The sequence below is a fragment of the Ralstonia pickettii genome (assembly GCF_016466415.2).
Taxonomy (GTDB): domain Bacteria; phylum Pseudomonadota; class Gammaproteobacteria; order Burkholderiales; family Burkholderiaceae; genus Ralstonia; species Ralstonia pickettii.
In genome coordinates this window covers 602,419-620,074 of record NZ_CP066771.1, presented here as the reverse complement: position 1 = coordinate 620,074, position 17,656 = coordinate 602,419, and the positions used below count along the sequence as shown (strand labels likewise).

Sequence of the window (17,656 nt, the reverse complement as noted above, 5' to 3'; positions counted from 1 at the left end):
CCCACACACACCACACTCGTCACGACCACGTGGAGCGCATCATGTCCCTGCGAGAACAACTCTTCCAGCAAGCCGGCGAAGCCCTGCCACAGCGCGTTGCGCAAGCGAATGGCGCCAGCATGCCGGCCAGCCCCGCCTATCAGCAAGTCGCGATGGACGTCCACCAGATCATCATCGACCGCGTGGAGCTGGGCCGTCTGCAGCAACTCGCACCCGATCAGATCAAGCGTGAGCTGGCCCAACTGGTGGAACGCATCGTCGACGAAGGCAAGCATCAACTCAACGAGGCCGAGCGCCGCCGCCTGGTGAACGACGTGCAGGACGAGATGCTCGGCTATGGCCCGCTCGAAACGTTGCTGGCAGACCCCACCGTCTCCGACATCCTCGTCAACACGTACAAGCGCGTCTATGTGGAGCGGCGCGGCAAGCTCGAGCTGACCAGTGTGACGTTTCTCGACGATGCGCATCTGATGCGCGTGATCGAGAAGATGGTATCGAGGGTCGGACGCCGCATCGACGAGTCAAGCCCGATGGTGGATGCGCGCCTGCCTGATGGGTCCCGTATCAACGCCATCATTCCGCCTTCTGCAATCGACGGCCCGTTGCTGTCGATCAGGCGCTTTGCGGTGAATCCGCTGACGATTGACGATCTCGTCGGCTTCAACACGCTCACGCCAGCCATGGCGCAGTTGATCGATGCAATGGTCAAGGCCAAGCTGAACATCCTGATTTCGGGCGGCACGGGCAGCGGCAAGACCACGCTGCTGAACATTCTCTCGGGCTACATCCCGCCGGACGAGCGCATCGTCACCATTGAAGACGCGGCTGAACTGCAACTGCGTCAGAACCACGTGCTGCGTCTGGAAACACGCCCGGCCAACATCGAAGGCCGTGGTGAGATCACACAGCGCGCCCTGGTGAAGAACGCGCTGCGCATGCGCCCCGACCGCATCATCCTGGGCGAGGTACGCGGCGCGGAGGCGCTCGACATGCTGCACGCGATGAACACCGGACATGAGGGGTCGCTCGCCACCATCCATGCCAACACACCGCGTGATGCACTCACCCGCCTGGAAAACATGATCAGCATGGCAGGAATGCAACTGCCACCGCGCACGATGCGGCAGCAGATCACCTCTGCACTCACGGTGGTGTTGCAGGTCTCGCGCCTGACCGACGGTTTTCGCAAGCTCATGAGCGTGCAGGAGATCACCGGCATGGAAGGCGAGGTGGTGAACATGCAGGAGATCTTCGCCTTCCGCCGCAAAGGCATTGACCAGCACGGACGCATCCGTGGTCACTTTTGCGCCACCGGCGTGCGGCCCAAGTTTTCGGAACGCCTGAAGATGTTCGGCATCCAGCTGCCGGAAACGCTCTACGACCCAGCCGTTCTGCACGAAATCTGAGGAGTGCCGCCATGGATCCGCTTGTGATCGGTTTTGCGCTGTCGGTCTTCATCGCCATGATGCTGGCCGTGTTGGCCGTCTATCTGTGGTGGGATAGCCGGCACAGCTCGGCGGCACGGCGTTTCAGCCACCGCTTGAAGATGGCACTCGCCAGCAGTGTCAGCCACGGAGGCACCGACAGCATCCTCAAGCAGCGCATGCTGAGTGAGTCCCCGGAAGTGGCGGCGATGCTCGGCCGACTGCCGCGCATCCAGACGCTGGACCGCCGACTGCTGCAGTCCGGCCTTGATTGGTCGGTCTCGCGCTTCTCTGCATTGACGCTGATGGTGCCGGCAATGATCGCCATCGTTTTCTCGTTGTTCGACCCGCCCCCAATGACGCTGCTGGTGTTCGTGCTCGCCGGAGCATCCTTGCCTGCGCTCTATGTCATGCATCGTCGTACCCGGCGCCTGCTCAAGCTGGAAGCGCAGTTGCCCGAAGCCACGGACCTCATCAGCCGCGCGCTGCGGGCGGGTCACTCACTGCCCGCAGCACTCGAGATGGCCGGGACCGAGTTGCCCGCCCCCATCGGTGCGGAACTGGCCATCGTCTTCAGCCAGATCAACTTTGGCGTTTCGATGAGCGACGCGTTTGCGGGGCTCACCGACCGCGTTCCGGTGGATGACCTGCGCTACCTCGTCATCGCCATCCTGATCCAGCGTGAATCTGGCGGCAACCTGGCAGAGATCCTGGACAACGTGGGAAAACTGATTCGCAAGCGCCTGCAATTGCTGGACAAGGTTCGCGTGCTGTCCGCCGAAGGCCGCCTGGGCGGCTGGATTCTGACCTTGCTCCCGCCCGTCATGGGCCTGGCGATCTACCTGCTGAACCCTGAGTTGATGTCGACGCTGTGGACCACCGATGCAGGAATTCGTCTGCTGTGGTTCGCCATCACCATGACATGCCTGGGCATGCTGTGGATCCGGCAGATCGTCCGCATCCATATCTGACCGATCAGGCACAACGCTACCCGGAGGCGGGAGACTCTTCCCGAACGCACATGCAGATCGCGCACACCCTATTGCTGGCCGGAACGTTCATCGTCGTGTTTGGCGCCGTGCTCATCGCGCTGTTTGTTGTGCGCCCGACCATCCTGCGACAGCGCTTGGGGCAGATCGACCGCGAGTCGCCCGGCCTCGCTCCCAAGCAAGCGCCTTCCGACTGGCTGCGCAAGTTGGGGCGCCTCGCCAGGCCACTCGCACGCGCGTCGTTGCCCAAGGAGGGCTGGGAAGACTCAGCGCTGAAGGCGCGCTTCGTACATGCCGGCTGGCGCTCGCCAGAGGCGGTGCCGATCTACTTCGGCATCAAGACAGCGCTGGCCGGTGGCATCCCCCTTGTGCTGTCGCTACTGCTGGTGCGCCGGTTCGATTCCGATCATGAAACGGCCTACCTCGCCGCCCTGCTTGCAGGCGCGCTTTTCGGCTTCTACCTGCCCAACGTCGTGCTGGCCATGAAGATCAAGCGCCGCAAGCGCGACATCTTCGAAGCCTTTCCAGACAGCCTCGACCTCATCATGGTGTGCGTTGAAGCGGGTCTGGGCCTGGACTCCGCCGTGCTGCGCGTGGTGGAAGACATGCGTGATGCCCGTCCTGCCATGGCGCACGAGTATGAGCTCCTGACGCTGGAACTGCGGGCGGGCCTGGCCCGCGAGAAAGCACTGCGCAACTTTGCGGCACGCACCGGGGTGGAAGACGTCAGCATGCTGGTCGCGATGCTGATCCAGGCCGACCGCTTTGGAACCAGCGTTGCAGAATCGCTTCGCGTGCACTCCGACATGCTGCGCACCAAGCGCCAGATGCTGGCCGAGGAACGAGCCGCCAAGATCGGCACCAAGGTCCTGTTCCCATTGATCTTCTGCCTGTTCCCCGCGCTCTACGTGGTGCTGCTCGGGCCGGCAGGCATCCAGATCATGGCGGGCCTGCGCTCGGTCATCAACAACTAGCGTCGTCCTCCTCAGGAGATCGCCATGCATCCGCTCAATCACCCGGTCATTCGCCATGTTCCGGCAAACTACCGCCCAGCCCGCCCAATCCGAGCACACCGGATGCAAGGCGCCGCTATCGTCGAGTTCTCGCTGATCTTCCCGATCCTGCTGCTGACCATCTTCGGCGTGGTCGAATTCGGTATCGCACTGTACGACAAGGCAGTCATCACCAACGCTGCCCGCGAGGCCGCACGTTACGGCGTTGCCTTCACTTCTCCCGCGCGAACCAACAGCCAGGTCCAGGGGGTGGCCACCAGCTATTGCCAGAACCGCCTGGTGACGTTCGGCAGCGCCGCCAACTGCACGGTGGCTTCCGTCACCCCGTGCGCCGGCTCCGGCAATCCGCTCACGGTAACAGTGTCGTACTCGTTCACCGGCCTGGCTCTGGCCAAGGCGCTGGCACCGTTCACGGGCTCCATCTCATTGAACTCGCAGACGACCATGCTGTGCGAATGAACCGCACCCATCCTGCCCGCCCTGATACGAGGCTCGCCATGAACATCCGGACATATCGAACCTGCGCGCGGCGCCAACGTGGCGTCGTTGGGGTAATGGCGCCCGTTCTGATGCTGGTCATCCTGTCGATCGGCGCCATAGCGATCGACCTCGGCTACCTGTACGTGATCCGCAATGAACTGCAGAACGCTGCCGATGCAGCTGCCCTGGCCGGCGCTGCCGGCCTCTACCCGGCAAGTCCGAAGCCGAACTGGAGCAACGGCGTATCGCAAGGCACCAGTGCCATCAAGCTCAACGCTTCCAGCGGTGCCACGCTCAAAGACGGCTCGGTCCAGGCCGGCTACTGGAACCTCACCGGCTCGCCCGCCGGGTTGCAAGCCCAGACCATCACGCCGGGCGCGAACGACGTGCCGGCCGTGCAGGTCACCATCAGCCGCAGCAGCGGGAAAAACGGCGGACCAGTCGGCACATGGCTGGCGTCGATCTTCAACGGTGCCGCTGCAAGCGTGCAGACAACCGCCGTGGCGGTGATTGCCGCACCGGGCACGGCAAACGCCGGAGCGCTGTTCCCGGTTGCGCTGAACAAATGCCTGTTCGATCTGTACTGGAACTCCAGCACGGGCCAGCCCGTGAACGATCCATCCACCGGGCAGCCCTATGTGATCGACATCAACTCCAGCTACCCCCCGGGCAGCGCGACCTGCGCCAGCGGTGAGTGGACAGGCTTCGGCGGAGCAACGGATGCCAGCACCGAGAAGAGCCTCGTGACCAGCGGCAACCCGACGCCCGTCAGCATCGGCAGCAACATCAATATTTCGAACGGCGTAAAGGCCAGCGTATATGACGCGATCAGCTATCCGACCGCAGTCACCATGCCAGTGGTAACCACTGTTTCACCGGGGGCGACCACACCCGTCTATGCCTTTGCGGGCTTTGTTATTACCAACGTGGTCAAGCACGGCAACAAGTCTTATATCGAAGGCCACTTCACCGCTAATCAACGGGTCGTGAACAGCGGCGGCGGATCGGGCCCGTACTACGGCGCATACGTGCCGCCGCGGCTCGCCAACTGACGCGATGCACCAGGGGAAGATCATGCGCCACCAGCACCCGAGCCAAGCCATCAAGCCGCAGCGCCATTGGATCAACGCGGATACCGTACGCATGGGCAGCACGGCGATGCTGCTGCTCATCCTTGCCCTTTTTTCAATCGGCGCCTGGGTGAGCGATGGGTTTACGGACCGGCGCATCACTGGCGTGGGGTCGGATTTCTCCGTGTTCTGGGGGGCTTCATACATTGCCCTGCACGATGGCACGCTGCAGGCGTACGACCTGAATCGCATGATGGCGGTTATCCATCAGTTCGGCACGCTGGCCTCGGGCAGCGACAGGCTTCTGCCATGGCTGTATCCGCCGACCTTCCTGCTGGTGGTGCTGCCGCTGGCACTGCTGCCTTTCTGGCCAAGCTATCTGGTGTTCATGCTGGCCACCGGTCTCTTCTATGTGAAAGCGACGCTCGGCCTCCTGGGCAATCGCGTAATGCCGCATCACCGAGCCTGGGTGACGGTAGTCGGCTCGCCCGCAGTGTTCGTGACGGTGTTGATGGGCCAGAACTCCATGCTGACTGCAGGGTTGGCAGCCATGGCGGTCACGTGGCAAGACAAACGACCGGTGCTGGCCGGTGTGGCCATCGGCCTGCTGGCGATCAAGCCCCAGTTGGCGATGCTCTTCCCGATCGTGCTGCTCGCATCACGTGCGTGGAGAACACTGGCAAGCGCAGCCGCCACGGTGCTGGGATTTGCTGGCGTCAGCATTGCCGTGTGCGGCTGGAAGACAGTGCCGGCCTTTCTTGAGAGCGTGCGCTGGGCGCAAGAAAACATGATCGATGATGGCGGCGCGTCGTGGTACGTGATGCCCACCTTCCTCGCCGCCGCGCGCGCGGCCGGCCTGGGTGTCTCGGTGGCACACGCGATTCAGATGACAGCAGCCATCATCGCCGTTGGTGCACTGGTGTACGTCTGGCGCCGCATCTCCGATAACGGCCTGCGCATCGCCATGTTGGCGACCGCCACGATGCTGACCTCACCGTACCTGCGCGCGTACGAGCTCACCTGGTTGCTCGTCGCGGTCGCGGGCGTCGTCAGCCACGGCACACGATTTGGGTTGTCCGGCAGGGAACGGTTCGTACTGGTGCTGGCGTGGCTGCTGCCGCTGTTCGAGTTCGTCAATCCTCTGTGCAAGCTGCCGCAGATTGGCCCGCTTGTGTTCGTTGCCATGGCGGTGCTGGTCGTGCGGCGGGCAACCATGTACGCCGAGCACGGCGCGGCGCTCGCCTCCCCGCTGCAAACAAACCTACGGGCACGCGCAACGCAGCCAGCAAAACCCAACCGATAGACATGGACAGACCGCGAGAGTCTGCCTTGGAAACATCACATTTTTTGGGGGAAGCCATGCAGCCGAATCATCAAGACCCACACGACGCGCCACTACTTTCCCTCGTCGCGCCGTTCTACAACGAAGGCGAAGCGCTGCATCTGTTCTTCGCCCGCGTGGTCCCGATCCTCGAATCGATCGATGGCATGCAGTTCGAGATCGTGTGCGTAAACGACGGCAGCGCCGACGACACGCTCCCCAAGCTCGTCGCCGTATCGCATGCTGACCCCCGCGTTCGTGTGGTCGACCTGACCCGCAATTTCGGTAAAGAAGCCGCACTCACCGCCGGCCTGGACGAGGCACTCGGCGATGCCGTCATCCCCATCGACGCGGACCTGCAAGACCCGCCGGAGCTGATCCCCACGCTGGTCGCGCACTGGCGCAAAGGCGCCGAAGTCGTGCTCGCACAGCGCGCCAACCGCGCATGCGATTCGTTCCTCAAGCGCGTGACAGCCGCCGCTTATTACCGCATCCACAATCGCCTGTCCGACCTGAAGCTGCCTGAGAACGTGGGCGACTTCCGGCTGATGGACCGCGCCGTGGTCAACGCGCTCAAGCAACTGCCCGAGCGGCACCGCTTCATGAAGGGCCTGTTTGCCTGGGTCGGTTTCAGCACGGTCATCGTGCAGTACGAGCGTGAGAAACGCAGCGCAGGCACGTCAAAGTTCTCCGGCTGGCGGCTGTGGAACTTCGCGCTGGAAGGCATCACGAGTTTCAGCACGCTGCCGTTGCGTAGCTGGACGTATCTCGGTGCGCTCGTTGCTGCGCTGGCGTTCTGCTATGGCGCGTTCATCATCCTGCGCACGATGATCTTCGGCGTGGTGGTGCCCGGCTACGCCTCGGAGCTGTCGCTGATGCTGTTCTTCGGCGGGCTGCAGATGATCGGCCTGGGAATGATCGGCGAATACGTCGGCCGCATCTATGACGAAGCGAAGGGCCGCCCCATCTACCTCGTCAAGCGCCGCTATCAGGAGCGGCGCCCGCGCACCCGCGTACCGAGCATCAACAACCGGCAAGTCATTCCGATTGCCAGCGCTCGCCCGCGTCAGCCGCAAGGAGAACGCCAGCGCAGCCATGCCGCACGGCGTTGAGGCCAACCGGAGACGCATCATGCGACACGCAGAATCGAGCGTCATGAGCACCTTGGCCGGCGTGCTGCCGCTGCCGGATCGCATGTTGCTGATCCGCGTGTTCCGCTTTGGGGTGTCAGGGGTCGTCGCCACCGGCGTGCATGTGGCGATCGCCACGGCGCTCATCAGCGGCGTCTCTGCAACGCAGGTCACAGCCAACGGCGCAGCCTTTGTCTGCGCCAACGTGTGTTCGTACCTGCTGAATGCGCTATGGAGTTTTTCGGCCAAGCCGGCCCGCGCCAATTTCCTGCGCTTCTACGCCGTCTCGCTGCTCGGCCTGGCATTGACGCTTGCGATTTCGTGGTGCGCGCAGACGCTGGGCCTGAGCTATTGGATCGGGCTGGCGGGCATCCTGTCGACGGTGCCGCCGCTGACCTTTGTGCTGCACCGGTTCTGGACCTTCCGCTGACGCGGCTGCGTCCTCCCGATCAATCTGCGTCGCCGCTGTCGCTGCCGCCGTGCGTGCGGTCGAAGCGGCGCAGCGTATCGATGCGCTCACGAGTCAGCGGGTGCGACGAGAAAAACGCCGAAGCATCGTCATCGCTGGCGGCCTCAGGCTTCTTCGCGGCATCGGCGGCGTCTGCCTTGCGGGCGCCACCATGCGTGTCTTCCAGCGCCTGCAGCACATCGGCAAACGCGCCGACAGACAGGCCGTTCTCCTGCAGCAGCAGCGCGGCATAGCGGTCGGCGTCGCGCTCGTAGTCACGCGAATAGCGCAGCGTCAGCAGCGCCGCCGGCACGCCTGACAGGATCGTCGAGACATCGCCAAACAGCAGCGCCGCCGTTGCCCCAATGGCCGATGACTGAATCACCTGCCGCAGCCCATGGCGATATTCAACGTGACCCGCCTCGTGGGCCAGCACACCCGTCAGGCCATCGCCCTCGCCCACCAGCTTGACCAGCGCGTCGGTCACGACGATGTCGCCGCCGGGCAGCGCAAAGGCATTGGCGCCGATGTCGGCATCCCGAAACACGATGTGATACGTGTGCGTGGCCTGCGGCGGCCGGTGCAGCGCGGCAAAGCGTGCGCGGATGCGGTCCTGCTGCGCAACGGGCAGCTTGCTAGGCCGGAGCCAGCGCTCGTCCATGGCTTTGAGCGTGCTGCGGCCCAACTGCGCCTCGGCGCGCTGCGGCACCATATTGGCCACGACCCTCGCACCCCACGGCAAGCCGTAGCGATAGCCCAGCGCCAGCACCACGACCGTGGCCAGCAGCGAGCCCAGTGCCAGCTTCCAGCTGTTCTGCGCCACCACGACCCAGCCCTCGCGATAGCCGGTGCGATGCAGCAGCACATTCAGCGACGTCTGCTCCGCCGGGTAGTTGATCTCGCAAAACGCGCCGTCTTCGAAGGTGATCAGGCGCGGTGCATGCTTGACGCGCTCCGACACCCGCAGCGTAGAGAGCGGCGCGCGGCGCAGCACCGTCCCTTCAGGCTCGAACAGCACCGCCTCGCCCGCCTCGACGGCAAGGCGCACGGGTTGCGCGCGCGAAGTACGGCCGTCGAAGTAGGTCGCGAGAATCACGGCGGGTGCCTTTACCTTGCAGCGCGGGTTAGAGCGCGATGTCGATGTCGTACCAGTCCACCGTGGCGTCGCCCAAGGCGCCCACGTTGGTGGTTTCACCGGCAACGAAGGTATCGAGCGAACCGGCCGCGAGCATCGTCACCGAGTCGAGCTTGTAGCGTGCTGTTCGCACGCGCGCAAACGGCGTGAACAAGCCGATGGTGATCAAGATCAGCACCGCATTGGACACGAAGATCCAGAACAGCTTGCCCGCGCCCACCTGGCTTTGGAAGCGGTGCGCGCCCAGCGTGGTGTGGTTCCAGATCAAGTTCTGCAGGCGCGACAGGAAATACGGCGTCAGGAACAGCATCGCGGCGTACATGAACAGCCCGATGACGATAAAGCCGAAGATCTGGCCAACGTTCGGCGCGCGGTGCAACGACACGCCCAGCAGCAGCGCGAGGCACGAGGCCACCACGAGCGCCAGGATCGCCAGCCCGAAGGTGCGCAGATACACGCCATAGAAGTTGCCCGGCGTGCCCGAAAAATCAAACTGCGCGGTACCGAAGCGCGTGTTCTTGTGCTGGAAGCGCTTGAAGCGCTGGTGCGCCAGCGGTGCGAGCAGGTACAGCGACAGCACGCTCAGGATGGGCCACACCAGAAACACCATGTACCCCTCGGCATCCTTGCCCGTAAAGGCAAAGCGCAGGCCGCGGTAGCTGGAATTGGCCATGCGAAAACGCAGCGAACGCACGAGCAGCCACGGAAACGCAGCGGCCATCACGATCAGCAGCGCCAGCCCCAGCAGCGGCGACGAATGGCCGAGGAGGTTGAACGCAAACGCCAGCACGAAAATGATCGCGCGGCCCTTGAGAATGGCGATCGGGCTGCCGTGATAATCGAAGCTCGACCTCGCCAGTTGCGTGTTGCGATAGAAATACTGCAGCGTACGCACCTTCGCCCAGGCCGAGTAGATGCCCAGCGTGACGATGGTCAACAGCAGGTTGACGATCCAGATGCGGAAGTATTCCGAGCCGCTGCCGGTAAAGCGCAGCCGCAAGGGTTGCGGCGCAGCCGCGGTGGGACCACCAGGGGCGCTGCCCAGGACGGGCTCGCGTGTGATGTCGTTCATCTGTTTTCCCTTCCCTGAGTTGTTGTCGTGCCCCGCTTCAGGACGCTCATCGACACTTGAGGACGCTGAGGCTCGCGAGTTGGCCGATTGTAGCGAAGGCCGCTGCCTTGCAGCGTTAACGCCGCCTTAACAAAGCAGGCAACAAAAAACCCCGTGGGCTCGCACCCACGGGGTTCTTTGTTTGGAACAGCCATCCCGAAGGATGGCCGGGCCAGGGCCGGTACGGCAAATTACATCATGCCGTCCATGCCGCCCATGCCACCCATGCCGCCCGGCATTGCCGGAGCTGCATCGTCCTTCGGCAGTTCTGCCACGGCGCAATCCGTCGTCAGCATCAGCGAAGCGACCGAAGCGGCGTTCTGCAACGCGGTGCGGGTCACCTTGGTCGGGTCCAGCACGCCCATTTCGACCAGGTCACCGTACTCGCCGGTGGCGGCGTTGTAGCCGTAGTTGCCCTTGCCTTCGATCACCTTCGACACCACAACCGAAGCCTCGTCGCCAGCGTTGGTGACGATCTGGCGCAGCGGCTCTTCCATGGCGCGCAGCACGATCTTGATACCGGCGTCTTGGTCAGCGTTCGCACCCTTCAGGCCGGAGATCAGCGCACGGGCACGCAGCAGTGCAACACCGCCACCAGCCACGATGCCTTCTTCCACGGCAGCGCGCGTTGCGTGCAGAGCATCTTCCACGCGGGCCTTCTTTTCCTTCATTTCGACTTCGGTGGCAGCGCCGACCTTGATCACGGCAACACCGCCGGCCAGCTTGGCCACGCGCTCTTGCAGCTTTTCACGGTCGTAGTCCGAGGTCGCTTCTTCGATCTGGGCGCGCACTTGCTTCACGCGGGCTTCGATGTTGCGGGCATCGCCTGCGCCATCGATGATCGTGGTGTTTTCCTTGCCGATTTCAACGCGCTTGGCTTGGCCCAGGTCGTTCAGGGTTGCCTTTTCCAGGGTCAGGCCGACTTCTTCAGCGATGACCTGGCCGCCCGTCAGGATGGCGATGTCTTCCAGCATGGCCTTGCGGCGGTCGCCGAAGCCCGGAGCCTTCACGGCGGCGGTCTTCAGGATGCCACGGATGTTGTTCACCACCAGCGTTGCCAGGGCTTCGCCTTCAACGTCTTCAGCGATGATCAGCAGCGGACGGCCAGCCTTGGCCACTTGCTCCAGCACCGGCAGCAGGTCGCGGATGTTGCTGATCTTCTTGTCGAACAGCAGCACGAACGGGTTGTCCAGCTGAACAACTTGCTTTTCCGGGTTGTTGATGAAGTACGGCGACAGGTAGCCGCGGTCAAACTGCATGCCTTCCACGACGTCCAGCTCGTCGGCCAGCGACTTGCCGTCTTCCACCGTGATCACGCCTTCCTTGCCGACCTTGTCCATGGCTTCAGCGATGCGCTGGCCGATGGATTCGTCGCTGTTGGCCGAGATGGCGCCAACTTGAGCGATTTCCTTGCTGGTGGTCGTCGGCTTGCTGATCTTCTTCAGCTCTTCGACAGCGGCCGTCACAGCCTTGTCGATACCGCGCTTCAGGTCCATCGGGTTCATGCCGGCGGCAACGTACTTCATGCCTTCGCGCACGATCGACTGGGCCAGCACCGTTGCGGTGGTGGTGCCGTCACCGGCGTTATCGCTGGTCTTGGAAGCGACTTCCTTGACCATTTGCGCGCCCATGTTCTGCAGCTTGTCCTTCAGCTCGATTTCCTTGGCGACCGACACACCGTCCTTGGTCACGGTCGGGCCACCGAAGCTGCGCTCCAGCACCACGTTGCGGCCCTTCGGGCCCAGGGTCACCTTCACTGCGTTGGCGAGAATGTTCACGCCTTCGACCATCTTGGCACGTGCGGCGTCGCCGAACACTACGTCTTTAGCTGCCATCTTGAGAATCTCCGAGATTTTTGGATGTTGCCCGCGCGCTCAGTCAGCGGCGCCGGCAATGAGGATTGGGTTACGGGTAAGCGATGCGGCGGAGCGCGTGCTTACTTTTGCACCACGGCCATGATGTCTTCTTCGCGCATGACCAGGACTTCCTGACCATCCACCTTGACGCCCTGGCCGGCGTACTTGCCGAACAGCACGCGGTCGCCGACCTTTACGTCCAGCGCGATCGCATTGCCCTTGTCGTCTTTCTTGCCCGGGCCGACGGCCAGCACTTCGCCTTGATCCGGCTTTTCAGCGGCGGCGTCAGGGATGACGATGCCCGAAGCGGTCTTGGTTTCGTTGTCCAGGCGCTTCACGATCACGCGGTCGTGCAAAGGACGCAGGTTCATACACAACTCCTCAATGCAAAGTGAGTGTTTATTCACAAAACGCGCCGCAAGACGCGGCGCATCGGGAAAGCATCGGGACCGGAGGCATTGTTAGCACTCCTGTCCGGCGAGTGCTAATTATAGGGACGGGGTATGACGATTTCAAGAACGGGCGTAGTGGAAGTTGTTGTTGTCGAGATTCACTCAATCTTGAACTTTGGTCACTCAATTTGGAACCCGTAGACACGCACGGCTCTACCAGAGGTGAGAAAAGTCTTATATTTCAATCAGTTACATTCCAACGTGGATCTCGGCGCTCGGGGCCTGCAGGTAGCAAATACGCGCCGCTCTCATGCCACCCTGCCCAAAGGAAAGGGACCCGCAGATGCAGGCCCGGCAAAAAATTGCGGTAATCAGCGCAGTTGCGGGACACGCCCAGTTCCGCGTCGCACTTAGTGTGCTTTAGATCACTTTTTTTGACAGTCTTGAAGTGTCACTATGGAACCTCCACTCGTTCCGGAGTGATCCGATTCCCCACTCCCTGCAGTCGGCAGGCTTCACAGGGACACCCCGAGTCCACACTCAAGTCCCGCACCGACACGCCGGCGAAATTCTTGCCGCGCACCTCACCTCACTTTAGCGAAATAAGCGCGAAAGCCGGCGTTGCTCTCCCACGCCAACACAAGTACCGGTTTCATCGGCAACCGATCAATTGGTTTTCACGATGAGTTCCGCTTCTGCTCAGCGGAGGTCTGGTTTTCCTCGTGGCCCCTTACCGGAAACGGCGTATATATGGCAGCGTTGCTGCCAATACCTGCCGGCGAACTGCGAAGCAATTGCCGTCCAGAGGTACTGCGTGGAACAAGGCGTTACACCCCGCCGCCGTTGATGCGGCAGCGGCTGAATCATAGACAACGGGTTGATGCCGGAACTCTGATTGCTCCGCCCAGCGCCGTGGAGGCTGCCAAACCATTGCGCAGCCCGATTGAACTCATCGTTGCAAAGTGCCCTCATCACACTGGAGTGGATATTGCGTTCCCCTTGGCTAGACCGCCTCCACAAGACGTCTGAGTCGGCTCGACGAATGTCATATAAAGGGTGCAAACAGGCGCAGGATGTTAGATAACTTGAGCAAACGCCGCTGAATAACCACAAGAACGAGGAGCCGCTCCATTGGGTAGACATCTCTCATGAGCAGCCTTCTGGATTGGATCGAAAAACACCCCGCCTTGGCTGCGTGGGTACAGGCGGCCGCAATCATTGTTGCGATTGCGGGAACGTGGCTGGCAGGCTGGTTGCTTCAGCGCAGCGAACGGCGCACGGAGAGGCGCACGGTGGCCAAAGCGGTGAGCGAAATTGCCATGGCAGCAGAGGCGCTGGTACGAAGCGTTATGAGCGAGCTACCCGACAAGCAAGCCGTGAGTGCAATCGCTGCAGGAGAAAAGCCTTTCGACATTCGCGCAATCGATGAGCTGGAGGCCGCGATCGCGGCCATTCAACTGCACAACCTCAGCACCCCTGAACTGGTGCGCGATGTCATTGCGTTGCTCGCCGGCATCCGTCAGTTCAGAGAGCAACTGGCCAACGCAATTGCCACGCATCACCGTATGGACGCCACCCATTTCAGCGAGTTCTTCGAGACCTTGGAGAGCGTCCAGGCGGCAATCACCAAGACCAGTAAAAGCATCGCGGCACACGTGAGCCAGATCTAGTCCTCTGCGGCTCGCCCTGCCATCACTCCGACGGGGAGGATCGTCATGCTCGGATTTGACCCGCGCACCGGAAGAATCGTCTGGACCGTTTTTCTCTTTGCGCTGGCCGTATTGATCATCTACAAGATCGCATCCGTGCTGCTGGTCACGGTATTTGCTGTCTTCTTCAGCTACCTGCTGTACCCGCTAATCGAACAACTGGAACGGCGCATGCCGAGACAGGCGCCGCGCAGCGTATCGATCGGCGTCGTGTTCATCCTCGTCGTGTTGGTGGTCATCGTGGCGGGCTCGGTGTTTGGCGTGACGGTGCAGGAGGAAGCGGGCAGGCTTGCCGATCAACTCCCGAAGCTGCTCGATACCAGCACCATGGCAGATCGCCTTGCCCTCCCGAACTTTCTGGAGCCGCTGCGCGCGCGCATTCTGGAGTTCCTCCGCGAGCAGCTCTCGACAACCTCCGACCAGGCTATGCCTCTGGTTCGAAACATCGGCCTGGGTGTCATGCACGCAGCCAGCAATCTCGTCTACCTTGTGCTCATCCCCATCATGAGTTTTCTGATGATCAATGAAGCGCCTTCCATCCACGCTGCGCTGCTGTCATGGATTCGATCCTCGGATAAGCGCCTCTGGGGAAACATCATCGATGATCTGGACACGCTCCTGTCACGCTATGTGCGCGCACTGCTGCTACTGTCCCTGGCCACCTTGCTTTTCTACAGCATCGCCTTTTACCTGCTGGGCGTGCCATATGCACTGTTGCTGGCAACCACGGCTGCGGTGTTGGAGTTCATTCCGTTTGCCGGGCCATTGGCCGCCGTGGTGGCGATCGTCACCGTCGCCGTGTTCAGCGGGTATCCGCACTTGTTCTGGCTGATCGGGTTCATCGTGGTCTACCGTCTGTTCCAGGACTACGTGCTGAATCCCTACCTGATGAGCGAAGGGGTCAAGGTCAGTCCGCTCCTCGTCATCGTGGGGTTGCTTGCAGGCGAGCAGTTGGGCGGCGTCGCGGGCATTTTCCTGTCGGTGCCCGTCATCGCCGCGCTCAAGATTGTGCTGTCGCGCGCATGGGCGGCGCAGAGCTTGGGCCGGGAGGCGCGCTGATGCACGGCCGCCACCGTGCTCAGCAGCGCCGCAGAAATGACGACATGGATACCACACCACCACTGGAAGGGAGGCGACCATGACGGCTCTACCGAATCCGAAGCTGAACCATCTGCTGTCCGTGCTGCCGCCCGCAGAATGGGAGAGAATCGCGCCCCAGCTAACCTGGGCCGACCTGCCGCTCGGGCACGTCGTTTATGAATCGGGCGATCGCCCCGAATACGTCTACTTTCCCGTCACGTCCATCGTCTCCCTGCTCTATGTCATGGAGAACGGCTCCTCGGGCGAGATCGCGATCGTCGGCAACGAGGGCATGGTCGGCATCGCCATCTTCATGGGCGGGGAGACCACCCCCAGCCGTGCCGTGGTTCAGAGTGCGGGCGGCGCTTACCGCCTCAGTGCCCGCATTCTCAAGCAGGAGTTTGCCCGCGCCGGCGCCATGCAGCGTCTGTTGCTGCGCTACACCCAGGCACTCATTACCCAGATGGCACAGACCGCCGTCTGCAACCGGCACCACTCGATCGACCAGCAGCTGTGTCGCTGGCTCCTCCTGAGCCTGGACCGCCTGCCCTCCAACGAGCTGCGCATGACCCAGGAGCTGATTGCCAACATGCTGGGCGTGCGCAGGTCCGGGGTCACTGAAGCCGCTTTGAAGCTGCAGACCGCCGGATTGATCCGTTACAGCCACGGAACCATCGAAGTCCTCGACCGCCCCGGCCTCGAGCGTCGCGTCTGCGAATGCTATGCCGTGGTCAAGCGCGAGTTCGATCGCCTGCTTCCAGACCTCGAGGCGCTCTGACCAGCAATACGCCGACTTCATCAGGAATCCAGTTTGACCTCATTCCGGCTCCCCTCCCAATACGGGGGCGATCCATAGTATTGATGGATGCTGGTGGCCCATTGCGTATCCGCCATGCTAGGCCAGTGATTCTGATCAAAACCCGGCGCGGCTTCCAACTGCTTCTTGTCGATGCCCAGCACGAAGCACTTGCGTACAGTGTCGAGCGTCAGAGCAGACCACGGCACGGCGAACAGCTTCGTGCCGACACCGAGAAAACCTCCGAATGACAGCACCGCATAGGCGATTTGCCCGCGGGGAACATCCAGCATGATGTGATCGATCTTGCCGAGTCTTTCACCGCTCGGGCCAAGAACCGAATTGCCGTTGAGCGTGTCGGCAGCCATGATGACAGGACCGGGGCCGACGCCCCTGAGCTGACCGTTGCCGACGATCGCAGCACGCGGTCCGCCGCTTTGGTGGTCCAATTCGTTGATGTTCATGGTGTGACTCCAGATAAGGTAATGAGCCATCGAACCGGCGACTGAACCGGCAGGAGGAATACGTCAATGCGCACGGCTTTTGCCCTTGTGTCGTGGTGCGGGCTCGACGCAGGAAAGCTGCCTCTTGCTACCGACAGCCAGGCTCCAATCTGTCTTGTCGAGCGAGGTACTGAGCTGACGCTCCGCATACATGGCCGCGCCCGGCGAGATTGGGTCGCTCGCCGGAAAAGTCATCTCAAGCGATGCGTCCACAGCGGATTGATAGGTGTGCCCTTCATCTGCGGCAGGTATGCATCCGCAAGCAGCAGGCTCCGACTTTCTGTGCTGTGCAGTGGTAATGACTTTGTGCATGATCGCTCCTGTGTTGCATTGACGCGCTTGCGCAGGTCGCGGGCATCAAGGCTTCGGCTGCTTCTTGAACGCTTCCTTGGCATCGCCATACGCCGCCTGCGACTTCCCGGCGATCTGTTCGGCCTTTCCTTTCGCTGCCGTAGCGTCCTTTCCAGTGACCCTGCCAACGGCTTCAGTCAACTTGCCCTTCGCCTCTTCAAGACGGCCCTTCACTTGATCCTTGTTCATGGCAATGCTCCTGCGCTTTCGGCGCTCAGTTGGTCGCGGGGGATGCCGTGCCCTGAGGCGCCGCGCGCGGGCCAATTTCATTACCCGGCGATGCGCGTACCTAGACAAGACCTTGCCCGACGAAACCACATGATTTCTCTGCAGATGCAGTGCTGTCTGTACGGTAGTCGACAAGAAAGACCGCGAGCGGTGCGCATGCAGCACGCCATGAGGCCGTGACGGGCAAGCATTCGCCCGACACACAACTGACACGCTGGCGCGTACGCTACCGAACCGTTTTCGATCCCGCGCTGCCCTATCCTTCAAGACGGTGAGAGACGCTGAATTCGCTCGGGCAATGCCCGGAAAACTTCGCGCGTCAACCTCATGAAGAACCAACCGTGGAGCGCTTCTTGCCTGGCTCGTGCACACGGAGTTGGGGGGAATCTACAAAACAAGGTGGACATCATGTCTCTCGGACTCGTACTTCTCATTGTCTTAGCCGTTTTACTGGTTGGGGCATTCCCAAGGTGGTCCTACAGCAACGGGTGGGGCTACGCGCCAAGCGGTGCGCTCGGCGTGGTTCTGCTCATCGTTCTCGTGCTCTTGTTCATGGGGCGACTCTAAAGCCGACGATCCGTTACGCCCCACGGCATCTCATGCACAGGCGGCGGCGCACT

The 17,656-nt window shown here is 62.1% G+C and carries 19 protein-coding genes; 12 read left to right on the top strand and 7 right to left on the bottom strand.

The window, feature by feature from the left end:
* The first annotated feature begins 41 nt into the window (after positions 1–41).
* Genes RP6297_RS02945 through RP6297_RS02910 form a run of 8 tightly spaced genes read left to right on the top strand, consistent with a single transcriptional unit; the run spans position 42 to position 7,857 of the window.
* Positions 42–1,406, top strand: a complete 1,365-nt coding sequence (locus RP6297_RS02945; RefSeq protein ID WP_009238918.1) for a CpaF family protein — start codon at positions 42–44, stop codon at positions 1,404–1,406.
* Positions 1,407–1,417: 11 nt separating this feature from the next.
* The gene (locus RP6297_RS02940) at positions 1,418–2,395 is read left to right on the top strand and encodes a type II secretion system F family protein (protein WP_009238919.1); all 978 of its coding nucleotides are present in this window, start codon (positions 1,418–1,420) and stop codon (positions 2,393–2,395) included.
* A gap of 50 nt (positions 2,396–2,445) precedes the next feature.
* Positions 2,446–3,387: a type II secretion system F family protein gene (locus RP6297_RS02935; protein WP_009238920.1), complete on the top strand. Its 942-nt coding sequence runs from the start codon at positions 2,446–2,448 to the stop codon at positions 3,385–3,387.
* A 24-nt stretch (positions 3,388–3,411) separates the two neighbouring features.
* Complete coding sequence (locus RP6297_RS02930; protein ID WP_009238921.1) at positions 3,412–3,885, top strand: TadE/TadG family type IV pilus assembly protein; 474 nt, start codon at positions 3,412–3,414, stop codon at positions 3,883–3,885.
* Between the two features lie 38 nt (positions 3,886–3,923).
* Positions 3,924–4,958: a TadG family pilus assembly protein gene (locus RP6297_RS02925; protein ID WP_009238922.1), complete on the top strand. Its 1,035-nt coding sequence runs from the start codon at positions 3,924–3,926 to the stop codon at positions 4,956–4,958.
* A gap of 22 nt (positions 4,959–4,980) precedes the next feature.
* Positions 4,981–6,279: a glycosyltransferase family 87 protein gene (locus RP6297_RS02920; RefSeq protein WP_009238923.1), complete on the top strand. Its 1,299-nt coding sequence runs from the start codon at positions 4,981–4,983 to the stop codon at positions 6,277–6,279.
* 56 nt (positions 6,280–6,335) lie between these two features.
* Positions 6,336–7,409 carry a glycosyltransferase family 2 protein gene (locus tag RP6297_RS02915; protein WP_009238924.1) on the top strand — a complete coding sequence of 358 codons (1,074 nt, stop codon included), beginning with the start codon at positions 6,336–6,338 and terminating at the stop codon, positions 7,407–7,409.
* Positions 7,410–7,428: 19 nt separating this feature from the next.
* Entirely contained in the window at positions 7,429–7,857 is a 429-nt protein-coding gene (locus RP6297_RS02910) for a GtrA family protein (protein ID WP_009238925.1), read from the top strand.
* Positions 7,858–7,876: 19 nt separating this feature from the next.
* Here RP6297_RS02910 and RP6297_RS02905 read toward each other — a convergent pair whose 3' ends face one another.
* The 4 genes from RP6297_RS02905 to groES all read right to left on the bottom strand — a co-directional run bounded on the left by RP6297_RS02905 (position 7,877) and on the right by groES (position 12,348).
* Positions 7,877–8,971, bottom strand: a complete 1,095-nt coding sequence (locus tag RP6297_RS02905) for a M48 family metallopeptidase (protein ID WP_009238926.1) — start codon at positions 8,969–8,971, stop codon at positions 7,877–7,879.
* A 28-nt stretch (positions 8,972–8,999) separates the two neighbouring features.
* Positions 9,000–10,082, bottom strand: coding sequence for a YjgN family protein (locus RP6297_RS02900; RefSeq protein ID WP_009238927.1), 1,083 nt, complete (start codon positions 10,080–10,082; stop codon positions 9,000–9,002).
* 230 nt (positions 10,083–10,312) lie between these two features.
* On the bottom strand, positions 10,313–11,956 hold the full coding sequence (groL, locus tag RP6297_RS02895; RefSeq protein WP_009238928.1) for a chaperonin GroEL: 1,644 nt from the start codon (positions 11,954–11,956) through the stop codon (positions 10,313–10,315).
* A gap of 101 nt (positions 11,957–12,057) precedes the next feature.
* Entirely contained in the window at positions 12,058–12,348 is a 291-nt protein-coding gene (gene groES / locus RP6297_RS02890; RefSeq protein ID WP_009238929.1) for a co-chaperone GroES, read from the bottom strand.
* Between the two features lie 1,169 nt (positions 12,349–13,517).
* Here groES and RP6297_RS02885 point away from each other — a divergent pair.
* The 3 genes from RP6297_RS02885 (at position 13,518) to RP6297_RS02875 (ending at position 15,936) form a co-directional block, all read left to right on the top strand.
* Entirely contained in the window at positions 13,518–14,039 is a 522-nt protein-coding gene (locus tag RP6297_RS02885) for a hypothetical protein (protein ID WP_009238930.1), read from the top strand.
* A gap of 45 nt (positions 14,040–14,084) precedes the next feature.
* Complete coding sequence (locus tag RP6297_RS02880) at positions 14,085–15,137, top strand: AI-2E family transporter (RefSeq protein ID WP_009238931.1); 1,053 nt, start codon at positions 14,085–14,087, stop codon at positions 15,135–15,137.
* A gap of 79 nt (positions 15,138–15,216) precedes the next feature.
* Positions 15,217–15,936, top strand: a complete 720-nt coding sequence (locus RP6297_RS02875) for a Crp/Fnr family transcriptional regulator (RefSeq protein WP_009238932.1) — start codon at positions 15,217–15,219, stop codon at positions 15,934–15,936.
* 20 nt (positions 15,937–15,956) lie between these two features.
* On the opposite strand, the gene RP6297_RS02870 is transcribed toward RP6297_RS02875, so the two are convergent.
* The 3 genes from RP6297_RS02870 to RP6297_RS02860 all read right to left on the bottom strand — a co-directional run bounded on the left by RP6297_RS02870 (position 15,957) and on the right by RP6297_RS02860 (position 16,997).
* A complete protein-coding gene (locus RP6297_RS02870; protein WP_009238933.1) occupies positions 15,957–16,418 on the bottom strand; it encodes a PRC-barrel domain-containing protein in 462 nt (153 codons plus the stop codon).
* A gap of 63 nt (positions 16,419–16,481) precedes the next feature.
* A complete protein-coding gene (locus RP6297_RS02865) occupies positions 16,482–16,769 on the bottom strand; it encodes a hypothetical protein (RefSeq protein WP_009238934.1) in 288 nt (95 codons plus the stop codon).
* A 45-nt stretch (positions 16,770–16,814) separates the two neighbouring features.
* On the bottom strand, positions 16,815–16,997 hold the full coding sequence (locus tag RP6297_RS02860; RefSeq protein ID WP_009238935.1) for a CsbD family protein: 183 nt from the start codon (positions 16,995–16,997) through the stop codon (positions 16,815–16,817).
* Positions 16,998–17,444: 447 nt separating this feature from the next.
* Here RP6297_RS02860 and RP6297_RS02855 point away from each other — a divergent pair, with 447 nt between their 5' ends.
* Positions 17,445–17,603, top strand: a complete 159-nt coding sequence (locus RP6297_RS02855) for a DUF3309 family protein (RefSeq protein ID WP_037028723.1) — start codon at positions 17,445–17,447, stop codon at positions 17,601–17,603.
* Positions 17,604–17,656 lie beyond the last annotated feature (53 nt).